Annotated in this window: 27 protein-coding genes; 11 read left to right on the forward strand and 16 right to left on the reverse strand. The window is 63.3% G+C overall.

Features of this window, described 5'->3' with window-relative positions; translation table 11 throughout:
• Positions 1–146 precede the first annotated feature (146 nt).
• The 7 genes from RPG13_RS20785 (at position 147) to RPG13_RS20815 (ending at position 5,377) form a co-directional block, all read left to right on the forward strand.
• On the forward strand, positions 147–929 hold the full coding sequence (locus RPG13_RS20785) for an ABC transporter substrate-binding protein (protein WP_095486849.1): 783 nt from the start codon (positions 147–149) through the stop codon (positions 927–929).
• Positions 930–1,046: 117 nt separating this feature from the next.
• The gene (locus tag RPG13_RS20790) at positions 1,047–1,760 is read left to right on the forward strand and encodes an ABC transporter permease (RefSeq protein WP_095486851.1); all 714 of its coding nucleotides are present in this window, start codon (positions 1,047–1,049) and stop codon (positions 1,758–1,760) included.
• Entirely contained in the window at positions 1,757–2,572 is an 816-nt protein-coding gene (locus RPG13_RS20795; RefSeq protein ID WP_337125885.1) for an ABC transporter permease, read from the forward strand. The genes RPG13_RS20790 and RPG13_RS20795 overlap by 4 nt, the downstream gene beginning before the upstream one ends.
• 64 nt (positions 2,573–2,636) lie before the next feature.
• A complete protein-coding gene (locus RPG13_RS20800; protein WP_337125886.1) occupies positions 2,637–3,506 on the forward strand; it encodes an NAD(P)-dependent oxidoreductase in 870 nt (289 codons plus the stop codon).
• Positions 3,507–3,514: 8 nt separating this feature from the next.
• On the forward strand, positions 3,515–4,219 hold the full coding sequence (locus RPG13_RS20805; RefSeq protein ID WP_337125888.1) for a DNA alkylation repair protein: 705 nt from the start codon (positions 3,515–3,517) through the stop codon (positions 4,217–4,219).
• Positions 4,179–4,760, forward strand: a complete 582-nt coding sequence (locus RPG13_RS20810; RefSeq protein ID WP_337125889.1) for a GNAT family N-acetyltransferase — start codon at positions 4,179–4,181, stop codon at positions 4,758–4,760. Before RPG13_RS20805 ends, RPG13_RS20810 begins: the two co-directional genes overlap by 41 nt.
• Positions 4,761–4,807: 47 nt before the next feature.
• Positions 4,808–5,377: a DUF3299 domain-containing protein gene (locus tag RPG13_RS20815; RefSeq protein WP_337125891.1), complete on the forward strand. Its 570-nt coding sequence runs from the start codon at positions 4,808–4,810 to the stop codon at positions 5,375–5,377.
• Between the two features lie 11 nt (positions 5,378–5,388).
• Here the strand turns inward: RPG13_RS20815 and RPG13_RS20820 are convergent, their stop codons facing one another.
• From RPG13_RS20820 to RPG13_RS20835, 4 genes are all read right to left on the reverse strand, one after another.
• The gene (locus RPG13_RS20820; RefSeq protein ID WP_006333679.1) at positions 5,389–5,880 is read right to left on the reverse strand and encodes an Lrp/AsnC family transcriptional regulator; all 492 of its coding nucleotides are present in this window, start codon (positions 5,878–5,880) and stop codon (positions 5,389–5,391) included.
• Positions 5,881–5,999: 119 nt separating this feature from the next.
• Complete coding sequence (locus tag RPG13_RS20825; protein WP_185928344.1) at positions 6,000–6,617, reverse strand: uracil-DNA glycosylase family protein; 618 nt, start codon at positions 6,615–6,617, stop codon at positions 6,000–6,002.
• A 16-nt stretch (positions 6,618–6,633) separates the two neighbouring features.
• Positions 6,634–7,245, reverse strand: coding sequence for a glutathione S-transferase (locus RPG13_RS20830; protein WP_127294864.1), 612 nt, complete (start codon positions 7,243–7,245; stop codon positions 6,634–6,636).
• A 44-nt stretch (positions 7,246–7,289) separates the two neighbouring features.
• Complete coding sequence (locus RPG13_RS20835; protein WP_127294863.1) at positions 7,290–7,913, reverse strand: thermonuclease family protein; 624 nt, start codon at positions 7,911–7,913, stop codon at positions 7,290–7,292.
• Positions 7,914–7,988: 75 nt separating this feature from the next.
• On the opposite strand from RPG13_RS20835, the gene RPG13_RS20840 reads away from it, so the two are divergent.
• The gene (locus RPG13_RS20840) at positions 7,989–9,509 is read left to right on the forward strand and encodes a sensor histidine kinase (protein ID WP_127294862.1); all 1,521 of its coding nucleotides are present in this window, start codon (positions 7,989–7,991) and stop codon (positions 9,507–9,509) included.
• A gap of 4 nt (positions 9,510–9,513) precedes the next feature.
• Here RPG13_RS20840 and RPG13_RS20845 read toward each other — a convergent pair whose 3' ends face one another.
• Entirely contained in the window at positions 9,514–10,509 is a 996-nt protein-coding gene (locus RPG13_RS20845) for a nicotinate-nucleotide--dimethylbenzimidazole phosphoribosyltransferase (RefSeq protein WP_337127038.1), read from the reverse strand.
• Positions 10,510–10,670: 161 nt separating this feature from the next.
• Here RPG13_RS20845 and RPG13_RS20850 point away from each other — a divergent pair, with 161 nt between their 5' ends.
• Both RPG13_RS20850 and RPG13_RS20855 read left to right on the forward strand, forming a co-directional pair.
• The gene (locus RPG13_RS20850; RefSeq protein WP_164547208.1) at positions 10,671–10,904 is read left to right on the forward strand and encodes a DUF1289 domain-containing protein; all 234 of its coding nucleotides are present in this window, start codon (positions 10,671–10,673) and stop codon (positions 10,902–10,904) included.
• A gap of 7 nt (positions 10,905–10,911) precedes the next feature.
• Positions 10,912–11,616, forward strand: a complete 705-nt coding sequence (locus RPG13_RS20855) for a TIGR02281 family clan AA aspartic protease (RefSeq protein WP_337125900.1) — start codon at positions 10,912–10,914, stop codon at positions 11,614–11,616.
• Between the two features lie 24 nt (positions 11,617–11,640).
• Here the strand turns inward: RPG13_RS20855 and RPG13_RS20860 are convergent, their stop codons facing one another.
• Both RPG13_RS20860 and RPG13_RS20865 read right to left on the reverse strand, forming a co-directional pair.
• Positions 11,641–12,384: an SDR family oxidoreductase gene (locus RPG13_RS20860; RefSeq protein ID WP_126106555.1), complete on the reverse strand. Its 744-nt coding sequence runs from the start codon at positions 12,382–12,384 to the stop codon at positions 11,641–11,643.
• A gap of 34 nt (positions 12,385–12,418) precedes the next feature.
• Complete coding sequence (locus RPG13_RS20865) at positions 12,419–13,264, reverse strand: SDR family oxidoreductase (protein ID WP_126106554.1); 846 nt, start codon at positions 13,262–13,264, stop codon at positions 12,419–12,421.
• A gap of 170 nt (positions 13,265–13,434) precedes the next feature.
• On the opposite strand from RPG13_RS20865, the gene RPG13_RS20870 reads away from it, so the two are divergent.
• A complete protein-coding gene (locus RPG13_RS20870) occupies positions 13,435–14,370 on the forward strand; it encodes an AraC family transcriptional regulator (RefSeq protein WP_337125903.1) in 936 nt (311 codons plus the stop codon).
• A gap of 85 nt (positions 14,371–14,455) precedes the next feature.
• Here RPG13_RS20870 and dusA read toward each other — a convergent pair whose 3' ends face one another.
• Genes dusA through RPG13_RS20915 form a run of 9 tightly spaced genes read right to left on the reverse strand, consistent with a single transcriptional unit; the run spans position 14,456 to position 21,445 of the window.
• The gene (dusA, locus tag RPG13_RS20875) at positions 14,456–15,451 is read right to left on the reverse strand and encodes a tRNA dihydrouridine(20/20a) synthase DusA (RefSeq protein ID WP_337125904.1); all 996 of its coding nucleotides are present in this window, start codon (positions 15,449–15,451) and stop codon (positions 14,456–14,458) included.
• 33 nt (positions 15,452–15,484) lie between these two features.
• Positions 15,485–15,664: a hypothetical protein gene (locus RPG13_RS20880; protein WP_337125905.1), complete on the reverse strand. Its 180-nt coding sequence runs from the start codon at positions 15,662–15,664 to the stop codon at positions 15,485–15,487.
• On the reverse strand, positions 15,661–16,440 hold the full coding sequence (gene soxA, locus RPG13_RS20885) for a sulfur oxidation c-type cytochrome SoxA (protein WP_095485159.1): 780 nt from the start codon (positions 16,438–16,440) through the stop codon (positions 15,661–15,663). The genes RPG13_RS20880 and soxA overlap by 4 nt, the downstream gene beginning before the upstream one ends.
• Entirely contained in the window at positions 16,440–16,760 is a 321-nt protein-coding gene (gene soxZ / locus RPG13_RS20890) for a thiosulfate oxidation carrier complex protein SoxZ (RefSeq protein WP_095485160.1), read from the reverse strand. Before soxZ ends, soxA begins: the two co-directional genes overlap by 1 nt.
• On the reverse strand, positions 16,760–17,242 hold the full coding sequence (locus RPG13_RS20895) for a SoxY-related AACIE arm protein (protein WP_128285587.1): 483 nt from the start codon (positions 17,240–17,242) through the stop codon (positions 16,760–16,762). Before RPG13_RS20895 ends, soxZ begins: the two co-directional genes overlap by 1 nt.
• A gap of 2 nt (positions 17,243–17,244) precedes the next feature.
• Complete coding sequence (gene soxX / locus RPG13_RS20900) at positions 17,245–17,697, reverse strand: sulfur oxidation c-type cytochrome SoxX (protein ID WP_095485162.1); 453 nt, start codon at positions 17,695–17,697, stop codon at positions 17,245–17,247.
• Positions 17,694–18,956, reverse strand: coding sequence for an NAD(P)/FAD-dependent oxidoreductase (locus RPG13_RS20905; RefSeq protein WP_337125908.1), 1,263 nt, complete (start codon positions 18,954–18,956; stop codon positions 17,694–17,696). Before RPG13_RS20905 ends, soxX begins: the two co-directional genes overlap by 4 nt.
• The gene (locus RPG13_RS20910; protein WP_245467846.1) at positions 18,943–19,284 is read right to left on the reverse strand and encodes a c-type cytochrome; all 342 of its coding nucleotides are present in this window, start codon (positions 19,282–19,284) and stop codon (positions 18,943–18,945) included. Before RPG13_RS20910 ends, RPG13_RS20905 begins: the two co-directional genes overlap by 14 nt.
• Positions 19,271–21,445 carry a xanthine dehydrogenase family protein molybdopterin-binding subunit gene (locus tag RPG13_RS20915; protein WP_128285586.1) on the reverse strand — a complete coding sequence of 725 codons (2,175 nt, stop codon included), beginning with the start codon at positions 21,443–21,445 and terminating at the stop codon, positions 19,271–19,273. The genes RPG13_RS20910 and RPG13_RS20915 overlap by 14 nt, the downstream gene beginning before the upstream one ends.
• Positions 21,446–21,452: the final 7 nt, after the last annotated feature.

Here is a 21,452-nt window from a genome sequence, read left to right on the forward strand (position 1 = left end):
TATCCACGAATGCAAATCCCGGAAGCAACGGTTTTTGCAGTTGCTTTTTTTGGGGAAAGAGTGGGAGTATCGCGCCAGCGGGCGGTCAAAAGCACCGCCCACAGAGCCGTTTGGAACGACGGCCGGGACATACAGAGAGGACCATCATGCGTATTGCATTGCGTATAGCGCTCGCCGCATCGGCCGCGCTGCTGACGCTGGGCGTTGCCCAGGCTCAGGAAAAGACTTTGAGGATCGGCACTGAAGGCGCTTACCCTCCGTTCAACAACCTGACCGCCGACGGCCAGCTCGTGGGCTTCGACATCGACATCGCCAAGGCACTCTGCGACGAGATGAAGGTGAAGTGCACATTCGTCGCGCAGGATTGGGACGGCATCATCCCGGCGCTCCAAGCTGGCAAATTCGATGCTATCGTCGCATCGATGTCGATCACCCCGGAGCGTGCCGAGAAGGTCGACTTCACCCACAAATACTACAACACGCCACCGGCAATCGTCGCGCCCAAGGACAGCGACATCAAGGGCGTGACCAAGGAGGACCTGGCCGGCAAGACCATTGGCGTGCAGGGTTCGACCACGCATTTCAACTATTCGACCGCAACCTATACCGACAGCACGATCAAGCCTTACCCAACCGCGCAGGAATACCAGCTCGATCTCGCCAATGGCCGCGTTGATGCGGTCAACGACGATATCACTGTTCTCGAAGGCTGGCTTGCCACGCCGGAGGGCGCCTGCTGCAAGGTGATCGGCGCGATCGCGCCTGACATCAAGATCCATGGTCCGGGCGCCGGCATCGCGGTGCGTAAGGGCGAGACCGAGTTGGTCAACCAGTTCAATGCGGCGATCGACGCCATCCGCGCCAACGGAAAGTACAAGGAAATCAACGACAAGTACTTCAAGTACGACGTCTACGGCGGCGAGTCCTGATCCTTATGGATCTGATAGCGAACGGCGGAAATGTCCCGCCGTTCGCACAAGGGGCGGCGCACGAGGGGTGACGCCGCGCTGCTCTCAAAGAGCCCATAAAGGAGAACAGGCAGGCGGATGCAAAGCGTTTGGACGCTGCTCAGTTGGGGCCCCGAAGGCTGGCTCGACGACATTGCCTATGGCGTTTTCATCACCGTTTCGCTTGCAGCCGCGACCCTGCCTGTCGGTCTGGTGATCGGCTTTCTGGTCGCACTGGCCAAGCAATCCGACGAGCCGTCGCTGCGGCTGGCCGGCAACATCTACACCACGATCTTTCGCGGATTGCCCGAGCTGCTGACGCTGTTCATCATCTTTTACGGCGCGCAAATCGGCATTCAGCAAGTGATGCGCCTGTATGACCCGACCGCCGCGGTCGAAGTGAACGCTTTTGTTTCCGGCATGATCGCGCTCGGCGTCGTCTTCTCGTCCTACGCCAGCGAGGTCTTCCTCTCCGCATTCCGCGCCATCCCGAAGGGACAGTATGAGGGCGGCTATTCTGTTGGCCTGTCGGGCTGGCAGACGATGCGACTTGTGGTGCTACCTCAGCTTATCCGTATCGCGCTACCGGGCCTTGCCAATCTGTGGCTCATCCTGCTCAAGGACACGGCCCTGGTGTCCGCCATAGGTCTTACCGACATATTGCGGCAAGCGGGCGTCGCCGCCCGCGTCACCAAGCACGCCTTCCTGTTTTTCGGTGTCGCCGCCCTCATCTATCTGCTCCTCGCCATCATATCGTCCTTCGGCATAAACGCGATCGAACGTGCGGTCAGCCGCCAGCAGGTGCAGCGATGAGCGTAGCCGCCATCGACCGACCGCCGGCTCTGCCACGCGGCTGGTCCCGGCAACGTATTCTCGGCTACGCGCTGGTCTGTCTGTGGATCGCTTTTCTCGCCGGGATCGCCGCCTACCTCATTCTCGCCTGGAACGGCGAGCTTTTCGCGAAATACGCGCCCGGCTATGTATCGGGACTTGGCGTCACTCTGCTGCTTGTCGCCGTCTCGATCGTGCTCGGTGCGATCCTGTCGGTGCCGATCGCCTATGCCCGCATGTCGAAGAACCGGGTTCTTTCAGGTCTTGCCTATGCCTATGTCTATTTCTTCCGCGGCACGCCGCTGCTGGCCCAGACCTTCCTTGTCTATTACGGCGTAGGCTCCTTCAGGCCGCAACTCGAGATGGTCGGCCTCTGGGGTTTTTTCCGCGAGGCGTTCAACTGCGCAATCTTCGCCTTCTCGCTCAACACTGCCGCCTATCAGGCGGAAATCCTGCGCGGCGCGATCCAAAGCGTGCCCAGGGGCCAGTGGGAGGGCGCCTCCTCGCTCGGCCTGCACAAATTGCAGACGATGTGGAAGGTCATACTGCCGCAAGCACTGATCGTGGCGCTGCGACCCTACGGCAACGAGATCATCCTGATGATCAAGGGCTCGGCGATTGTCGCGATCATCACCGTCTATGATCTGATGGGCATCACGAAACTCACCTATTCGCGCACTTTCGACTTCCAGTCCTATGTCTGGGCGGCGATCATCTATCTGATCATTGTCGAGATACTGCGCCACGCGGTCGAGTGGATAGAACGGCGCATCACGATACATCTGCACCGCTGACTCCCATAGCTCTGCCTGATCCGCTAAGAAGGCCGGAAGCAGGCTTATAAGGGATTCGAAAAACATGGCATCGGTGGCATTTCTCGGTCTTGGCGTCATGGGCTATCCAATGGCCGGGCATCTCAGGAACAAGGGCGGCCACGACGTTACCGTCTACAACCGCACCAAAGCAAAGGCCGAGCAATGGGTTGCCCAGCATGGCGGCAGTGTCGCCAACACGCCGGCCGAAGCCGCCGACGGCAAGGATTTTGTCTTTTCCTGTGTCGGCAATGACGACGACCTGCGTGCGGTGACAATCGGGGCCGAGGGTGCGTTCCAGACGATGAAGACGGGAGCCATCTTCATCGACAACACCACAGCGTCGGCTGAAGTCGCGCGCGAACTGGCGGAGAAGGCGCAACTGCGCGGGTTCTCGTTCCTCGACGCACCGGTTTCCGGCGGTCAGGCCGGCGCCGAAAACGGCGTGCTGACGGTTATGGTCGGCGGCGAGCAGAAAGCCTTCGATAAAGCAAAGCCCGTCATCGATGCCTATGCCCGCATGGTCGGGCTAATGGGCCCGGCCGGCTCCGGTCAGCTCACCAAGATGATCAACCAGATATGCATCGCCGGTCTTGTCCAAGGGCTGGCCGAGGGTATCCATTTCGGCAAAAAAGCCGGACTCGACATCGAAAAGGTCATCGAGGTGATTTCCAAGGGCGCGGCCGGCTCGTGGCAGATGGAGAACCGCCACAAGACGATGAATGCCGGCAAGTATGATTTCGGCTTCGCTGTCGACTGGATGCGCAAGGATCTCGGCATCTGCCTGGCGGAGGCCGACCGCAACGGCGCCAAGCTGCCGGTGACGGCACTTATCGATCAGTTCTATAAGGATGTGCAGGGGATGGGCGGCAAGCGCTGGGATACGTCTTCGCTGCTGGCGCGATTGGAAAAATAGGCTTTGTCGTGGCCGAGCTGTCGCCTCAGTCCAGCGCCGAGGAAATTGTCGCCCATCTGCGCTCGATCGGCTCGGAGGAGAATCGCCTTGGCATGCTGCGCTACGGCATCAAGATCGAACGTGCGCTCGGTATCTCGCACGGCGTGCAGAGGCAGATTGCCAAGAAAATCAAGCGCAACCATGAACGTGCCTTCGAGCTATGGCAGACCGGCATCATGGAAGCGCAGTTCATCGCTTCCGTCACGGCCGACCCGAAGCGGTTTTCTGCCGCGGATGCAAGACGATGGGCGGCGACCTTCGACTCATGGGATATCGTCGACGGCGTCTCCGATCTCTTTGTCGACACGGATTGCTGGAGGGAGCTGATAGAGGAGTTCGCGGCCGACGAACGGGAATTCGTTCGACGCACGGCATTTGCCATGATGGCCTGGTCGGTGGTCCACCGGAAGAAGGAACCAAAGGCGACCTTTATCGACTTCCTGCCGACCATTGAAGCGCATGCCACCGACGGCCGTAATTTCGTGAAGAAGGCGGTGAACTGGGCGCTTCGTTCGATCGGCAAACGATCGACGAATTTGCACGGCCCTGCCCTTGCGCTGGCACAAAAGCTGGCTGCCTCGACCGACAAGACGGCACGCTGGATCGGCAAGGATGCTGCAAGGGAACTTTCCGATGCCAAAACGCTCGAGCGGCTCGCCGCCAGAAAAGTTTGATCGGACCGAGATTCGCTTTGCGGAGGTGACGCGTTCGACGCGCGCCGATTTCGAGAACCTGTTCGAGCAGCATGGCGCACCAAAATACTGCTGGTGCATGGCCTGGCGCCATCTCGAAAACCGCGAGCATGTGTCCAACGATGAGAGGAAACGGGCGATGATGGCGCTCATCGCGGCCGGCACACCGGTCGGCATTGTCGCTCATGCGGAAGGCAAGACCATAGGTTGGTGCTCGGTGGCACCACGCGAAACCTACCGCAAACTGTCGCCTCAGCAGGACGACAGCGAGACGGGCATCTGGTCGATCGTCTGTTTCTATGTGCCGAGGGCATTGCGCAGCCGTGGGCTGGCAACCGCACTGCTCGACGCGGCCATCGATCACGCCTTCGCCAAAGGCGCCAGGACGATCGAGGCCTATCCGGTCGACCAGGCGTCGCCGAGTTACCGTTTCATGGGCTTTCGAGACATGTTCGTGGCCCGCGGATTCCACGAGATCGGCATGGCCGGCTCGCGCCGCCATGTGATGCGGCTTGAACGTTGACGCTGTCGGCGACGGCAGCTTAACTCCTGTCAAATGGAGAGCACATGATGAGCAATCGTCTCAAATCGACAGCGGCGCTGGCGGCCGTGCTGATTTCCATCGCGGCGGGCAGCGCTTCCGGCGAAACCACGCACATATTCTGGAAGGATCTGCGCCCGGCGACCCAGCCCGCTGCCGAAAGTGTCGGATTGCCGATTATCGCGGCAAAAATGCCTGATCATGGCGAGACGCTATCTCTCAATCTGCAGGACAAGACCGTCCAACTGGCGGGCTATGCGCTGCCGGTCGATCGCGAGGGCGATCTCGTCTACCAGTTCCTGCTGGTGCCGTGGACGGGTGCGTGCAGCCACATGCCGACGCCGCCGCCTAATCAGATCGTCCTCGTCACGCCCGCCCAGCCGTACAGGATATCTGAGGCCTACCAGCCCGTTTCCGTGACCGGCGCATTGGAGCCGGGCATGGAGAAAAGTCAGCTCTTCATCCTCGACGGCGCCAGCGTCATCCAGTCTGGCTACACCGTGCGCAAGGCGGAGGTGATGGGCGTCGATAAGGTGCCTGACACCATCACGCTGCCAGTAAACTCGCCCTGGAGTTTCCTAAACAAAAAGAAGAACTAAGGAAAATTTCCTCAGGCAGCGTTCGCGCCCGATTCCTTGTCCAGCACCATATAGTCCAGCGGCATTTCGGTCGTGTACTTGATCTGCTCCATGGCAAACGACGACGACACGTCGCGGATCTCGATCTTGGCGATCAGCCGCTTGTAGAAGGCGTCGTAAGCCGCGATATCGGGCACCACCACCCGCAAGAGATAGTCGACGTCGCCGCTCATGCGGTAGAACTCGACCACTTCCGGAAATTCCTGGATGACCTCCGAAAAGCGCCGCAGCCATTCATGGCTGTGCGAATTGGTGCGGATCGACACGAACACGGTGACGCGCACATTGACCTTTTCATGATCGAGAATGGCGACGCGCCGCTTGATGACGCCTTCCTCCTCGAGCTTCTGGATGCGCCGCCAGCAGGGCGTGGTCGACAGCCCGACTTTCTTGGCGACATCGGCGACCGCGAGCGTTGCGTCCTCCTGCAAGAGGCGGAGGATTTTTCTGTCAAGGCGGTCCATTGGGTGCTCCCACGGGAATAGATTAGGAATAGATTGGCTATAGTCCTTCTTATTTAGGCCATTCACAAGAAAGAAATTCTGCCAAATGGCAGAAAAGCGAGTGATTTCTTGCTGTCGCCTCAACCGAGGCGATAGCGGATTTCCGATCTCAGAAATGGCAGCAAATCCATTTCAAACCACGGATTGCGCTTCAGCCAGCCGGTGTTGCGCCACGACGGATGCGGCAACGGCAGCACTTTCGGGTTGCCGGGCGCATCCCAGATGGTGCGCCAATCCATCACCGTCTCCGTCAGCGACGGACGACGCGCGGCGCCCATGTGCCACGATTGCGCATAGAGGCCGATCGTCAGCACCACGTCGACCTGGGGCATCAGTGCCATCAGTGGCGCGCGCCAGGCCGGTGCGCATTCGCGGCGCGGCGGCAGGTCACTACCCTTGGCATCCTGGCCGGGAAAGCAAAAACCCATCGGCACGATGGCGAACTTTGTCGTGTCGTAGAATTCTTCGCTGCTGACGCCCAGCCAATTTCGCAATCGATCGCCGGAGGCGTCGGTGAACGGCATGCCGGTGACATGCACCTTGGTACCCGGTGCCTGGCTGGCAATCAGGATGCGGGCGCTCGACGACGGCCTGAGCACCGGGCGCGGCTCGTGCGGCAACGGCCGGCCGATCGGGTTTTCGACGCAGATACGGCAGGCGCGTACCGTCGCCGCGAAGTTTTCCAGCTCCTCGCTCATTCTCCGGGACTCATTGTCAGGCGGCGGCGCTCGGCCGGCTGGAGACTGCCTGATGCCAGCGCAATACATTGCTGCACTCCTCCGGCACCCTGATGCGCGCCGGCTTCATGAAGTCGATAGCGATCAACCCGGTGATGTCGGCGATCGAATAGGTTTCGCCGGCGATGAATTCCCTGTTCGCCAGTTCCTCATCGAGGATTTTCAGGAATTCGATGGCTTTCGGCTTGTTGGCCTCGCCCCATTCGGGAATCTGCGGAACTTCCCATTCCTTCATCGCCGGATGGATGTGCCGGAACGCGGCGGCGACGCAACCGAGCAGGTTGAGCTCCATGCGTCTTTGCCACATCTCGACCAGCGCCTTGCCAAGCGCGCCGCGCCCGAACAGAGCCGGTTCCGGATGGAGTTCCTCGAAGTAGCGGCAGATGGCTACGGATTCGGTGATGACGGTGCCGTCGTCGAGTTCGAGCACCGGCAGGCGCTGCAGCGGGTTGCGCGAGCTGATCGTCTGCTCTTTGTGCTCCATCGCGCCCATATCGACGGGCACCAGCGGAACCTGAATACCCTTTTCGGCGAGGAAGACGCGTACCCGCCGTGGATTGGGAGCGCGGCCGCCGTCGAAGAGTTTCATTCCATCCATCCTCCGGGTTGATCCGACAAATTATACGTTGCTGCTCACCAGAAGCGAAAAATTTCTCGCAAGGCATCGCCGATCGAAGCCAAACTACCGTGCTTTCTTTCGACAACCTCGTGACCATGGCTCTCGCGCCAATTGTGCGGCTCGTCGAAAGTGCCGGCCCAGATGCCGGCCTTGCCGGAACGAGCGGCGGCTTCGTCGGTTTCAAAATCGCCATAGGCAACCGCCCAGCCGGCCTCGACCTGGGCGCGGTTGAGATCCTTGCCGCCGGCCTTGCAATCGCCGAGCAGCCGGCCGTAGCGATCGCGCTGCCAGCCGGTGCAGGAGACGGGTTTGCCTGATATCAGCCTCACCAGCGACTGCCGCGCCAGCTTGCCGCAGGCATAGTCGGCGCCGTCCCTGCGGCAGATTTGCGAATATTCGGGCGCGTCAATGCCACGCATGCGGATGCGGTCGGTACCAAGCGTGATCGTATCGCCGTCATTGACGACGGCGGCACCCTCCGCCTTGCGCGTCTCGATCGGGTCAAGGCGCGCTGCCAGAAGGATCAGCAGACCGAGGACGATGACGGCCAGTGCGTAGTCCACCAGCCGGCGCCAAAGGCTTCGCGGCCGCGGCGGCACGTATCGCTGTGGCGGCCGCCACGACCACGAACGGCTCATATGGCAAACCGTTGGTTAATCATTCGAACGTAGCTTAACAATTTGAAACCGCTGCCCGCATAAATTGAAGTCTCCATGCCCTCGCAACGCTCGACCACAGCGGACAAGTTTATTGTGGACCGCAGGAAACCCCACCGCAACAGCGATGTGGCGCGCGCGGTGCGCAAGACGCGCGACCGTCTTTCGCAGCAGGTCGGAAATCTTGATTTCGACCGCGAGCTCTTAAAACTCCACGCCCGTGCGATGATAGGCAGCGCGACCATCGTTCCGATTCTCGTCCTGGCGACCGCTGCGACGGGTCTGTTTGCTGGGGTGGGTAACGAAATTGGCGTTTGGGCGCTTTTTACGCTCATCTGCTACACCATCGTCGTGTTCATGGCGAGGCGCGTCGACCAAACGGAAGCTGCCGAACTCAACCCGCTGCAAACGCACAGTGATTTCCTGATCGGCCACTTCCTTTGCGGCCTGGGCTGGGCCTGGTTCGCCTGGCTCGGTTGCGACGCTTGCCAGGTAGATCAGTTCCAGCTGATCAAGGCGGTGGTGCTGCTGCTTGCCATGGCGGCGACCGCGATTACTGCGTCATCGCTGCGCGGTGCGCTGCTGTCGACCTTTGCCGTTCCGGTGGCGGTCTATGCCTATGCCGGTGCGAGGCAGTGGATTCCGGTCGAGCTGATCATGGCCGGTTTGCTAATCGTCTCGCTGCCCTTCTTCGTCTATGTGGCGCGCCAACTCAATCGCTCGTCCTTGATGTTGCTCTCGTTCCGCTCCGAAAAAGACGCGCTTATCGCCGAATTGGACACGGCGAAATCGATGTCGGACGAAGCGCGGCGACGGGCGGAAGACGCCAATCTGGCTAAGTCGCGGTTTTTGGCCTCGATGAGCCACGAGCTGCGGACGCCGCTCAACGCCATTCTCGGTTTCTCCGAGGTAATGGCGAACGAGGTGCTCGGACCGATGAGCAATCCGACCTATCGCGACTATGCTCGTGACGTACACGACTCTGGCCAGCATCTGCTCGATCTGATCAACGAAATCCTTGACCTCTCGCGCATCGAGGCGGGCCGCTACCAGCTCAACGAGGAGCCGATGATGCTCCTCTCCGTCGTCGAGGATTGCTGTCACATGATGGAGCTGAAGGCGCGCAATAAGGACATCCGTATCGTCCAGGATTTCGAAAGCGCCTTGCCGCGCCTGTTCGCCGACGAACGCGCGGTGCGACAGATCGCGCTCAATCTTTTGTCGAACGCCATCAAGTTCACCGGGACTGGCGGCGAAGTCCGCGTGCGTGTCGGTTGGACGGCGGGCGGCGGTCAATACCTCTCCGTTAGGGACAATGGGCCTGGTATACCGGCAGACGAGATTCCGGTCGTGCTGTCCGCCTTCGGCCAGGGCTCGATCGCCATCAAGAGCGCCGAACAGGGCACCGGGCTCGGCCTGCCGATCGTCCAGAGCCTGCTCGCATTGCATGGCGGCGAGTTCGAACTCCATTCCAAACTGCGTGAAGGCACCGAGGCCATCGCCATCTTCCCGCTGAGTCGGGTAATGGAGGAATTGCCGGCACTGCCGACCAAGGCGGTTGCCGCCCGGCGGCGCTAGTCGCCTAACGAACCGCCGCCGCCATGCCCGAACTGGTGAGCGCGGCTGCCTTGACCAGACCCGCGGCAAGGGCCACCCCTGCCCCCTCGCCGTGGCTCACGCCGAGATCAAGCAGCGGGCGAAGGCCGAGCCGTCCGGCGGCCCGAGCGTGCGCTGGCTCTGGCGACAGACTGGCAAGAAGGCAATGGTCGAGCGCGGCGGGGTTGGCAGCATGCAGCGTCGCGGCGGCGGCTGTCGCCGCCAATCCATCGAGCAGCACCGGGATCTTCTGCATCCGGGCGGCGAGGATGGCGCCGGCGATCGCCGCGAATTCGCGGCCGCCAACCCGGCGCAACGCTTCGAGCGGGTCCCTGAGACTTGTACCGTGGAGGACTAGCGCCGCATCGACCACCTCAGCCTTGCGCGCCTGCATCGCCGCATCGGCACCCGATCCGGATCCGACCCAATCGGCACCCTTGCCGCCGAACAGTGCCGCAAACAAAGCCGCTGCTATGGTGGAATTGCCGACGCCGAGGTCGCCAAGGCAAAGCAGATCGGTGCCGCCGGCGATCGCCTCCATGCCGAAGGCCATGGTGGCGGCGCAGCCGCGCTCGTCAAGTGCTGCATCCTCGGTGATGTCGGCGGTCGGAATGTGCAGCGCAAGATCGAACACTTTCAGCCCCAGATCGTTGGCAATGCATATCTGGTTGACCGCAGCACCGCCCGCCGCGCAAAGCTCGACCGCGTTCGCCGTGGCAGCGACAGGCCGCGGCGAAATGCCGTGCCGGGCGACGCCATGATTGCCGGCGAAGATCGCCACCAACGGCCTATTCACCGCCGGCGGCGCACGGCCGCTCCAGGCGGCGAGCCACGCGGCGATGTCCTCGACGCGGCCGAGCGAACCTTTGGGTTTGTCGGCCTTGGCAAACAACGCACGGACACGGGCTTCGGCCGCCGCGTCGGCCGGCGGCAGGGTCGCCAGAAGATTGCGAAAATCGTCGAAGGGCAGCGCGCTGGTCATGTCGTTGGTGATCATTCCCTGGAGTTGGTGAGCGGCATAGCCGCCTTGCTTCGTAGGCACAACTGCCAGCATTGACGCGAAAGCGGTTGCCGGCGGCGCATTCCGGAGGGCTTGCATTGGCCTTGCCGTTACACCATGTGGAAGCGAGACAAGAGAATATCATGACGGCCATCGAATCCCCATGCATCCTGGTCTGTTCGATCGATATGAAAACCGGCTTCTGCTTCGGTTGCGGCCGCACGCGCGAGGAAATCGGCGCCTGGATCGAGATGACCCCTGAAGTCCGCCGCAGCGTCATGGCCGAGCTGCCGGCCCGACTGGAGATGGTTGAACGCAGACCGCGTCGGGAAACGCGCCGCACCCGCCTCGCGCGCGAACGCGACGCCCTCTCGTGAGCCATATATGAACCGGTTTTTCTGGACTTTGATGATCGTGATCGGGGCCGGCGTGGTCCTGCTCATGCTCAACGATTCCGCCGGCAGCACATTCGGCGTCGAGAATTACGATTTCAGCCGGCTGATCTGGCTTGGCGCATTGGTCGCGCTCATCGGCGCCGGCCTGCTCAGATCAGGCAGGCCCTTGGGGGCCATGGCCCGCAATCTCGGCACCTGGGTCGTCATCGTGCTCGCATTGATCGCTGGCTATCAGTACCGTTATGAGTTGCAGGATGTCGCCAGCCGGGTAACGGCCGGCGTTGTTCCCGGCAGTCCACTGGCATTGGGCCTGGAAGACGGCCACGCCACCGTGACCCTGGACAAGGCCGGCAATGGCCATTTCGAAGCGCGCATCATGATCAACGGCACGCCGGTCCGGGCCGTGGTCGATACCGGCGCAACCAGCACCGTGCTGACCGCGCAGGACGCGCAAGCGGCTGGGTTCAATCCAGCCGTTCTCAATTTCACCATACCGGTTTCTACCGCCAATGGCATGGCGCACGCCGCCGCCGTGAGAACCGACGAATTGGCGATCGGCGGGATCGTGCGCAAGGACATGCCGGTCATGATTGCCGCGCCCGGCATGCTCGGCCAGAGCCTGCTCGGCATGAATTTCATCAGCTCGCTGTCCGGTTTTGACGTGCGCGGCGACCGCATGATCTTGCGCGATTGAACAGTCGGGCTGCTTCGGCGCCGCTCAGTGAGCGTTGAGCATCTCGACTGCCTGATCAAACCGGCCGTCCCGTTCCGCCCAGCGCAGGAAGCCTACTCGCTCCACCAGGATCTCTTTCGGCGTCGGCTGCCGACTGAACAACGCCATCGCCTCGTCAATGAACGCATCGAGCGGCATATACTCCTCGCGGGTCGACTGGCCGGGCGTCAGTTCAGTGCGAACCGCGGGCGGCGCAAGCTCGATCACTTCGACCTTGCCCTTGAGTTGCTCGCGCAACGACACCGTATAGGAATGGATCGCCGCTTTGGTGGCATTGTAGGTCGGCGTGCCACTCAGCGGCACAAAGGCCAGGCCTGACGAGACGTTGACGATCACGGCGTTTTGCCGGGCCGCCAGGTGGTCGATTAGCGCGTTGATGAGCCGGATCGGCCCGAACAAGTTGGTGACGATCGTCTCCTCCGCGTCGCGCAGATCGCGGGTCCTGGTCAGATCTTCGCGGCGCATGATACCGGCATTGTTGATGAGCATGTTGAGTGCCGGGTGTTCGGCGACTACGCGCTTGGCAAATGCTGTGATTGCTTCCGAATCTTCGACATCGCCGACCATCGCGTGCATGCCTTCACGCCCGGCAATCGTCCGCTCGAGCGCCTCCTCGCGCCGTCCGGCGACGATCACAGTGTTTCCAAGCGCATTGAAGCGCAGCGCCAGTTCCCTCCCAATACCGGATCCGCCGCCGGTGATGAGGATCGTGTTTCCCGTCGTTTTCATCGTTCTGTGCTCCATGTATTCCAGCTGCTCGGGATCAAACGACGCCACCGTTTGCAAATACCGTCTGTCCGTTGATCCAGGCGCCGTCCCCGCTGCAGAGCGCCGCGATCGCATCGGCAATGTCGGAAGGCTCGCCTAGCCGCTTGTGTGGCGTGCGAGCGGCGAAGCCGACGATCTGCTCGGGGGTCTTGCCGTCGGTGAAGAGGGTTGTGTTCACAAGGCCTGGTGCCATGGCGTTCACCGAGATCATGCGGCCTTCAAGTTCCTTGGCGAGTATGTTCGCGTAGAGTTCCTGCGCGGCCTTGGTGGCGGCGTAAGCTCCGTAGGTCGGGCTGCGCAGCTGAGTGATGCTCGAGGACAGCGCGATGATCCGGCCGCCGTCGCGCACGCGCCGCGCCGCCTCGCGCAGCACGTAGAAACTGCCCTTCTGGTTGACGTCGACCATCCGGCTGAAATCGGCGTCGGTCATGTCGCGGAAAGGCGCAAGCCGCATGATGCCGGCATTGCTCACGACAACGTCGACGCCGCCGAACGCGCGCTCGTTTTCCTCGAACAGGCGTTGCACTGCACTGGGATCGCTGACGTCGGCCTGCACCCAGATGGCGCGCCCGCCAGTTGCCTCGATCTCCCGGACTACGCCGGCCGCGAGATCGCGGTTCTTTTCGCAATTCACGGTGACGGCATAGCCGTCACGAGCGAGGCGCCTGGCCGTCGCTGCGCCGATGCCCCGAGAAGAGCCGGTCACCAGGGCGACCTTGCCGCGCGACGCCGGCGCCTGACCGGTCGTTTGCGCGCGGGCGGCCCCGACCGCGAGTGCTACTGGAGCCATGGCGACCACCGCCAGCACGGCTCGTCTCGGGACCTCGTTCTGTCCAGACATTGGGAGTTCCTTTCCTTGTAGCGAACTTGCTTTTGTCGGGACGTTACATACCGCGCGGGCCGGCCAGGGGCTTGCCAACCCATGCGCAAAACTTGCTCGATTCTGCAGCCCATGTGACGTTTGCGCGCGCGCATGCTAGGTATCGAGCCACGCTACAGGAGAGAGATCACATGGACTCGCTCAAACAGGCCGCTCAGGCTTATGCCAGTCGACATGCCAACAGCGATGGCTTGGCGGTGACGCCTGTGCCGGGTCTCAAGATGATGTACATCGAGTCCCCTTCCGGCGATCTTCATTCAGTCTATCGACCCCTGGTGTGCCTGGTCCTACAGGGCGCCAAGCGCATGACCGTAGGAAGGGAGCAGCAGGTCTTTTCCGCCGGGCAGTCTGTGATCGTGAGCGCGGACATGCCGGTCGTCGGGCGGATCGTGCAGGCGAGCCGGAGCGAACCCTATCTGGCCGTAGCGGTCGAGCTCGAGATGACGATCCTGCGCGAGCTGACGGCGCAACTGGGCAGCGTCCGCCCGCTACGCCCGTCCGAGACACGCACCTTGTTCGCCGAAGACACCGAAGCCGCGGCGCTGGACTGCGCATCGCGGCTGATGAGGCTGCTGGACCGGCCCGATGCGATACCGCTCCTGCGCGACGGAATCATGCATGAGCTGCACTATTGGCTTCTGTCGGGGCCGCACGGCGTCGCCTTGCGGGCACTTGCGGATCCAGAAAGCCACGCGAGCCGCCTCGCCGCGGCCATCGCGATCCTGAGAGCGGAGTACCGATCGCGCGTGTCCGCCGAACGCCTGGCGGCGGCAGCTGCAATGAGCCTCACCGCCTTTCACAAGCATTTCAAACAGATGACATCGCTGACACCGGGACAGTACCAGAAGCGGCTTCGCCTGGTCGAAGCGCGCCGCCTCATGGTGGATGAAGGCCTCTCGGCAAGCAGCTCTGGGTTCGAGGTGGGCTACGAGAGCATCTCGCAATTCACGCGCGAATATGCCCGACTGTTCAAATCGCCGCCGAAGCGCGACGCCCTTCGCGTCCGGAGCGCAGCACGCGGGATCAGAGAAGAAATGCCGGACGGCGAGCGGGCGCGCGCTGCTTAGCCCGACTTGCCTCAGCTATCGACGGTCCTCTGGATTGCTGAACGGACTGCGTAGACGCGCCGCATGATCTTGCTCGACTGAACAGTCAGGCTGCTTCCACATCCGCCCTGCCGAAATCGACTGCAGCGAAAGCCGCCTTCAGAACATCCGGTCCAGCGCCGGGCCTTGTCGCGTCAGTGGAAAGGATCTGCCGGTAGCGGCGCGCGCCAGGCAGACCGTGGAACAAGCCGACCATGTGACGGGTGACATGACCAAGCCGCCCGCCCCGCTCGATATGGCGCGCCGCATAGTCCGCCATGGCATCGATCAGCGCGACAAAATCGAGCGCGTCGGGTTTGTCGCCGTAAAACGCGGCATCGACGCCTGCCAGAATACCCGGCGTGTGATACGCGGTGCGGCCGAGCATGGCGCCGTCGACGTGATCAATGTGGTCAAGCGCTTCTTCAAGAGATTGAATACCGCCATTGATGCCAATGAATTTGTTTTGTTTTCTGGCTTTCAGCCGATAGACCCTGCTGTAGTCGAGCGGCGGGACGTCGCGGTTTTCCTTCGGGCTCAGCCCTTCCAGCCACGCTTTCCGGGCATGCACCCACAGCGCGTCGGCGCCGGCCGCGAAAACGCCGTCCGCCAGCGCGTCGAGCGCCGGCTCAGGATCCTGCTCGTCGACGCCGATCCGGCATTTGACTGTGACGGGGATACTGACGGAAACCTTCATCGCCGCAATGCAGTCAGCGACAAGAACTGGTGCCTTCATCAGGCAGGCACCGAACGTGCCCGACTGGACGCGATCGGACGGGCAGCCGACATTGAGATTGATCTCGTCATAGCCGAAGGCTTCGCCGATGCGCGCCGCCTCGGCAAGCTTCTGCGGATCGGAGCCGCCGAGCTGCAACGCGACTGGATGCTCGGTATCGTCGAAGCCGAGTAAGCGCTCGCGCGCGCCCTGGATGACCGCGTCGGCCACGACCATCTCGGTGTAAAGCAGCGCCCGGCGTGTCAACTGACGATGAAAGAACCGGCAGTGCCGGTCCGTCCAATCCATCATCGGCGCAATAGCCAGTCTATGTGCTTGATACGTCATCGTTTTTGTTTAACTTTAAATCGTTAGCTTGTGTCAAGTACACACGAGCGTGCGCCACGATACTGCGCTTTTCGCCAAACCTTCGGTGAACTCATCAAGCTCCATATCGACGACATCTGCGAGGTTAGCAAGGCCCTGCCAGACCCGCGCGCGCCGTGTTGCGATCAACCGTCCGTCGGCGACAGATGAAGACCGGCCGTTGGCCGGCATCATGGCCGGACCGCCGGCGTCTCGACCCGCAAGCCACGGGCCCGCTCCATCAGATGGAGCTCAAGGTCAACGAGTTCCGGTGCGCCAAAGGCGAAGGGCTCCGCCCTGACCCCGATCATGCAGTTGCGCAGGCGCCGCTGCAGCGAACCGACCGTCTGCCACTCCAGCCGGTAGAGCGGATAGCCGGTCGGATGCGCCTGCGGCATGACACTGCCGCCGAGCCGTTTGCCCCAATTGTCGTCGTGGCAGGAGGCGCAGGAAAGATCGAGCTGGCCGATACGGCTCTGGAACAGACGCCGACCGTTGTCGCGAAACGGCGCCAGCCGGGCGTCGATCGCCGGTGTGATTGGCATGCCGCGCGACTGATGCGTCACATAGGCCGTCAGGGCGAGCAACGCGTCAGATTCCGGCGTCAGCGGCTCGGCCTGCTGCCGCTCCCCGCGGCAGGAATTGATGCGCCCGGCAAGGTCGATCGGCCGTCCCGTCGCCTCGTCAAAGGCCGGGTAGCGCGTGGCAACGCCGCGCATAGTCTGACTGGCATCGCCATGGCAGCCGGCGCAGGCGACATCCGCCCTACCCTCCGACTGCTGCCAGAGCTGCTCGCCCTGCAGCACCCACAGCATACCGGGGTTGCTCATGTCGTCGGCTTGCAGCGCCTGCGTCTCCGGCGTCATGAAGTCGAAGCCGGAGCGCTTTGCGCTGCCTTCGATGCCGGCAGCGATAGCCATGCTGCAGACGACCGCCGCGATGATCCCCACCAGGCCCCAGAGGGCACGCATCAGCCCACCGTGATTTCGGCCGATGCCGTTTGAGTCTTTCCGGCATCGTCCGTCCAGGTGAAGTCGATCGTGCCGCTCGTCGTGGCGACGAGCGTGAAGGCGATGAACGGATTGGCCGATACCGCTGGAAAGAGATCGGCCGAAAACACCTCCTCGCCGTTGTAGGTACAGGCAAAACGGCGGATGATGTCGCGTGGGATGTTGATGCCGTTTGGGCCGACACGGTAGCCGGTCTCCATCGGATGCGCGATCATCGCTCGGATCTCGACGACCTCGCCCTGCCTGGCCGCTTTCGGCACGTTGACGAGTGCGCGCGCCATTATGAGAGATCCTCGATACAAGCGGCCAGCGTGACGATCGCGCTTGCACGGCTTGACCAGAAGCTGCCGTCGCTCATCTCAGCGACCGCGACCACCACCTGGGAGGTCGCGAGCCGGATCCTCGTCGAGACGGTGGCGCGGCCCGAGCGCGGCCCGAGACGGAAAACCGCGACATTCGCCTCCGGGTTCTTCTCGTTGAAGACCGCGATGCGCCGGACATGATCGTCCGCGGTCATCGGGCTCTCGGCGGCGACCGTGATCCCGACCGCATTGCCGTTTTCGACCAAAGGCGGCAGGTCGAGCCGGACGCGGCCGTCGAGAACGTCGGCTCCCCCGGTGAAGGTACGGATCGCTTCATCGAGGCTCGGACGGGCAACGGCCCAGCGCGGCAGGCTGATCACCAGAAGGCCGGTCATGCCGGCCCGAAGAAACTGCCGCCGTCCGACCAAGCCTCCGTGAACTCGAAGCGGGTCTTCGCGCATAATCACCCCTTCAGCGTCGTGAGATAGGCGACGATATCCTCGATGTCGGCGCCGGTCAGGATCGGCTTGCTGCGCCAGGCGGTGGCGACGCGCCGGCCTTCCTCTTCCGCGATCCGGTAGTAGGAAGGCATGATCGTATTCGGCACGAGCCGTTTCATGTCGACCACGCGCAGCCGGATCTGGCCTTCCAAAAGCCTTGCCCCGACGCCGGTCAGGTCGGGCGCCAGCGTGCCGTGCAGATGCGCATCGGGGAACGGCCCGCTGTGGCAGAGCGTGCAGAGGCTGCGCTGCCGGTCCGAGATCAGCGCGGCGCCGCGCGCCGGATCACCCTTGCCGCCGACCAGAGGCTCCATGATCGCATCGCCGGTCACGACGTAAGATCCCGCCTCCTCGCAGGCACCAGACGAGGCCGCAAGCAGCAATCCCGCAACAGCGAGGCAAGCCGTCCTCATCATCCGAACACTTCGCTGGTGATCGTCCGGAACCAGTCCTCCGCATAGGCCGCTTCCAGTTCGCGGACAGAGGACGGCGCTTCAAGCGGGCTGGTGCCGCCCGCACCCTCCACCTCGGCAAGCAGGCCGTCGCGCGGCTGGTAGACGCCTGCGATCGAAATGCCGTAGCCGGGCGCGATCAGGCTGTAGCAGGTGTTGATGAGCTTCGGCTGCGCCGGCTGCCGCTCCCTGACCAGCGCGGCGACCGCCGCAGCGCAGGCTTTTGCCTGGGCGTTGGCGCTGAAGGCGGATTTCGGCATCGCCCCACCGATCGCCGCGTCGCCGATGACGTGGATCGCTGGCTGCAGGCGGGACTCGAAGGTGACCGGGTCGATCGGGCACCAGCCCGTCTGATCCGCGACACCGGCCGACTGCGCGATCCTGCCCGCACGTTGTGGTGGGATGACGTTGGCGATATCGGCCTTGTGGCTGCCGAACTCGGTCACCAGCGTCCTTGTCACCGGGTCGACTTCCGTCACCCTGCCGCCCGAGGACAGCGGCACCCATTCAATCAGGCCGGGATAGAGCTCTCGCCAGGCGGCTTCGAACAGCCGCTGCTTCGAAAAGGCGTCCTTGGCGTCGAGGATGATCAGCTTCGAGCGTGGCTTGCTGGTCTTGAGGTAATGCGCGATGAGGCTTGCTCGCTCGTAGGGACCGGGCGGGCAGCGGAACGGATTGGCTGGCGCGGAGAGAATGACCACCCCACCGTCCGGCATCGCCGCGAGCTGGTCGCGCAGCAGCAACGTCTGCGGCCCCGCCTTCCAGGCATGCGGCATGATCTCCGCCGCCGCCTCGTCGTAGCCCGGCAGCGCGTCGAAGCGCAGGTCTACGCCGGGCGCCAGCACCAGCCTGACGTAGCCGATGTCAGTTCCGTCATCCAGCCGAACGCGCCGGCGCTCGGCATCGACGGCGACAGCGCGCTTGCGGATGAACCCGATGTCGCCGAACCGGTCATAGCCGAAGGTCTGCGCCTCGATACCGCGCAGCCCTGCAAGCACGGCATTGCTGAACGGGCAGGCCAGATAGGCTGTCTCCGGCTCGATCAGCGTCACGGCAAGGTCGCGATCCAGCTGCTTCAGTGCGCGGGCGCAGCTTGCCCCGGCAAAGCCGCCGCCGACCACGACCACGCTGGGCTGCGCCTGTGCGCGTACCTGCGGCGCAGCAAGGACCGCCGCGGCGACGCTGGCCGCCGCGCCGCCGATCAAGGCTCTACGGCTGGGCATGGCGTGCCGCCTCGGGTTTGGCGAGCCATTCGGCGATGGCGCGCGTCTCTTCCTCGGTATATCCCCTAGCGATGCGGTCCATGACCGTCGCCTTGCGCTCACCGGAACGGAAGGCTTGCATCTGGGCGACGATGTCGTCCGCCGCGTGGCCGTCGAGCGAGGGGATGGCTGAGCCAAGCGCCGCCGGCCCGTGACAGCCGGTGCACGCCGCCGCACCAGGCGCTGCGCCGGCCCATGCCGGCGCGCTGGCCGCGAGCGCCGCAACCAGGACGGGCGCGAACGATCGTCCGCGCCTGTTCTTTGGGCGCATCATGTCATGCGAGGTCATGGTTTTTCAGCGGCAGCGTGCGGATGCGCTTTCCGGTGGCGGCGAAGATGGCATTGAGGACGGCCGGCGCGGCGACCGCGATGGTCGGCTCGCCGACGCCGCCCCAGAAGCCGCCGGACGGCACGATGATCGTCTCCACATCAGGCATTTCGGCCATGCGCATGACCTCGTAGCTGTCGAAGTTCTCCTGCTCCATGCGGCCGCCATTGACGGTGCATTCGCCGTAGATGCAGGCGGAAAGGCCATAGACGAAGGAGCCCTCGACCTGCCGCTCCACTTGTGCGGGATTGACGACATGACCCGGATCGGTGGCCGCCACGATGCGATGGATCCTGAGCTGCCCGTCGGTGACCGAAACCTCCGCTGCCGCCGCGACATAACTACCGAAACCCATGATCTGCGCCAGGCCGCGGTGAACGCCGGCGGCTGGCGGGGTGTCCCAGCCGATCCGCTCGGCAACCGCCTCCAGCACGGCGAGGTGCTTCGGATGCTTGGCCATCAGCTTGCGGCGGAAGGCGAGCGGGTCGACGCCGGCCGCATGGGCGAGTTCGTCCATGAAACACTCGACGTAGAGCGCATTCTGGTTGAGGTTCACGCCACGCCAGAAGCCCGGCGGGATCGGCGGGTTGCGCATGGCATGGTCGATCCGCAGATTGTCCACCGTGTAGCCCAGTGTGCCTTCCGTGCCACTGAGGACGAGGCCCTGGAAGACGACCGGGTCCATGCCGTTCTGCATGCCTTCCGGCCGCACCGCCGCAAGGATCGACTGGCCGGATATACGCATGTGCAGAGCGGTCAGGTTGCCGTCCGCGTCGAGCGCGCCCGTCAGTCGGCACCGCGTCGTCGGATGATAGGCGCCGTGCAGCATGTCCTCTTCACGCGACCAGATGAGCTTTACGGGTGCTCCCGGCACCTGCTTGGCAATGCTGACCGCTTGGCGCACATAGTCCTGGAAGTTGCCGCGCCGGCCGAAGCCGCCGCCGAGATGGATCTTATGCACCTCGCATTGCTGCACCGGCAGGCCGGCGGCCTCGGCCGCTGCGGCAAGGCTCGCCTCGCCATTCTGGGTCGGCACCCAAACCTCGCAGCGCTCCGGCGTGTAGAGCGCCGTCGCGTTCATCGGCTCCATGGTTGCGTGGTTCTGATAGGGATAGGCATAAGTCGCCGTGACCGTTCGGCCGCCAGCGGACAGGGCGGCTCCAGCGTCACCTTGCTCGGCGCCAATGAAGGCGTCATTTGCGCCGAGGCCTTCTTCGAGCATCGCCGCGATCGAGGCGCTGGTGACCTGCCGGTTGGGACCTTCGTCCCAGACGACCGGCAAGGCATCGAGAGCGGTCTTCGCCCGCCACCACGTGTCGGCTACAACAGCAACAGCGGTCTCGTCGACCTGAACGACGGTGCGCACGCCGGGCATTTCAGCCACCGCCGCCGCGTCGAAGCTCTCCACCTTGCCGCCGAAATACGGGCAGGCCCGGATTGCCGCGTTGAGCATGTTCGGCAGCTTGAGGTCAGTGCCGTAGACCTGGCTGCCGTTGAGCTTATCGGCCGTATCAAGCCGCGGCAGCGGCTTGCCGGCTATGGTCCAATCCTTCGGGTCCTTCAGCGTGACATTGGCGGGCGGCGTCATCCGCGCAGCGGCGGCGGCCAACTGTCCATAAAAGGTGGCGCGATCCGATGCCGCATGCGTGACCATGCCCATCCTTGCGGTGCATTCGCTGGCCGGCACGCCCCATTCGGCGGCCGCAGCGGCAATCAGCATCTCGCGCGCGATGGCGCCACCAATGCGCACATATTCGTGCGATTCGCGGATGCCTCGGCTGCCACCGGTCGAGAAATTGCCCCATACGCGGTCGCGCGCGAGATTCTGGGCCGGCGACGGATATTCGGTCGTGACCTTGGACCAGTCGCAATTCAGCTCCTCGGCGACGAGTTGCGCCAGGCCGGTCAGAGTCCCCTGCCCCATCTCGGAGCGGGCGATGCGGATGATCACCGTGTCGTCGGGCCTGATCACCACCCAGGCGTTGATCTCCGGCGCCGTCTCGGCGCCCTCGGCAAGTGCAGGCTTGATGAACGGCACGTTGAACCCGAGGGACAGGCCGCCAGCCGTGGAGGCCACGCCAACGATGAAGCTGCGGCGGGAGATGGAAATTATGGCGTTCATGGATATT

The organism is Mesorhizobium sp. ISC15 (assembly GCF_037162615.1).
Taxonomy (GTDB): Bacteria; Pseudomonadota; Alphaproteobacteria; order Rhizobiales; family Rhizobiaceae; genus Mesorhizobium; species Mesorhizobium mediterraneum.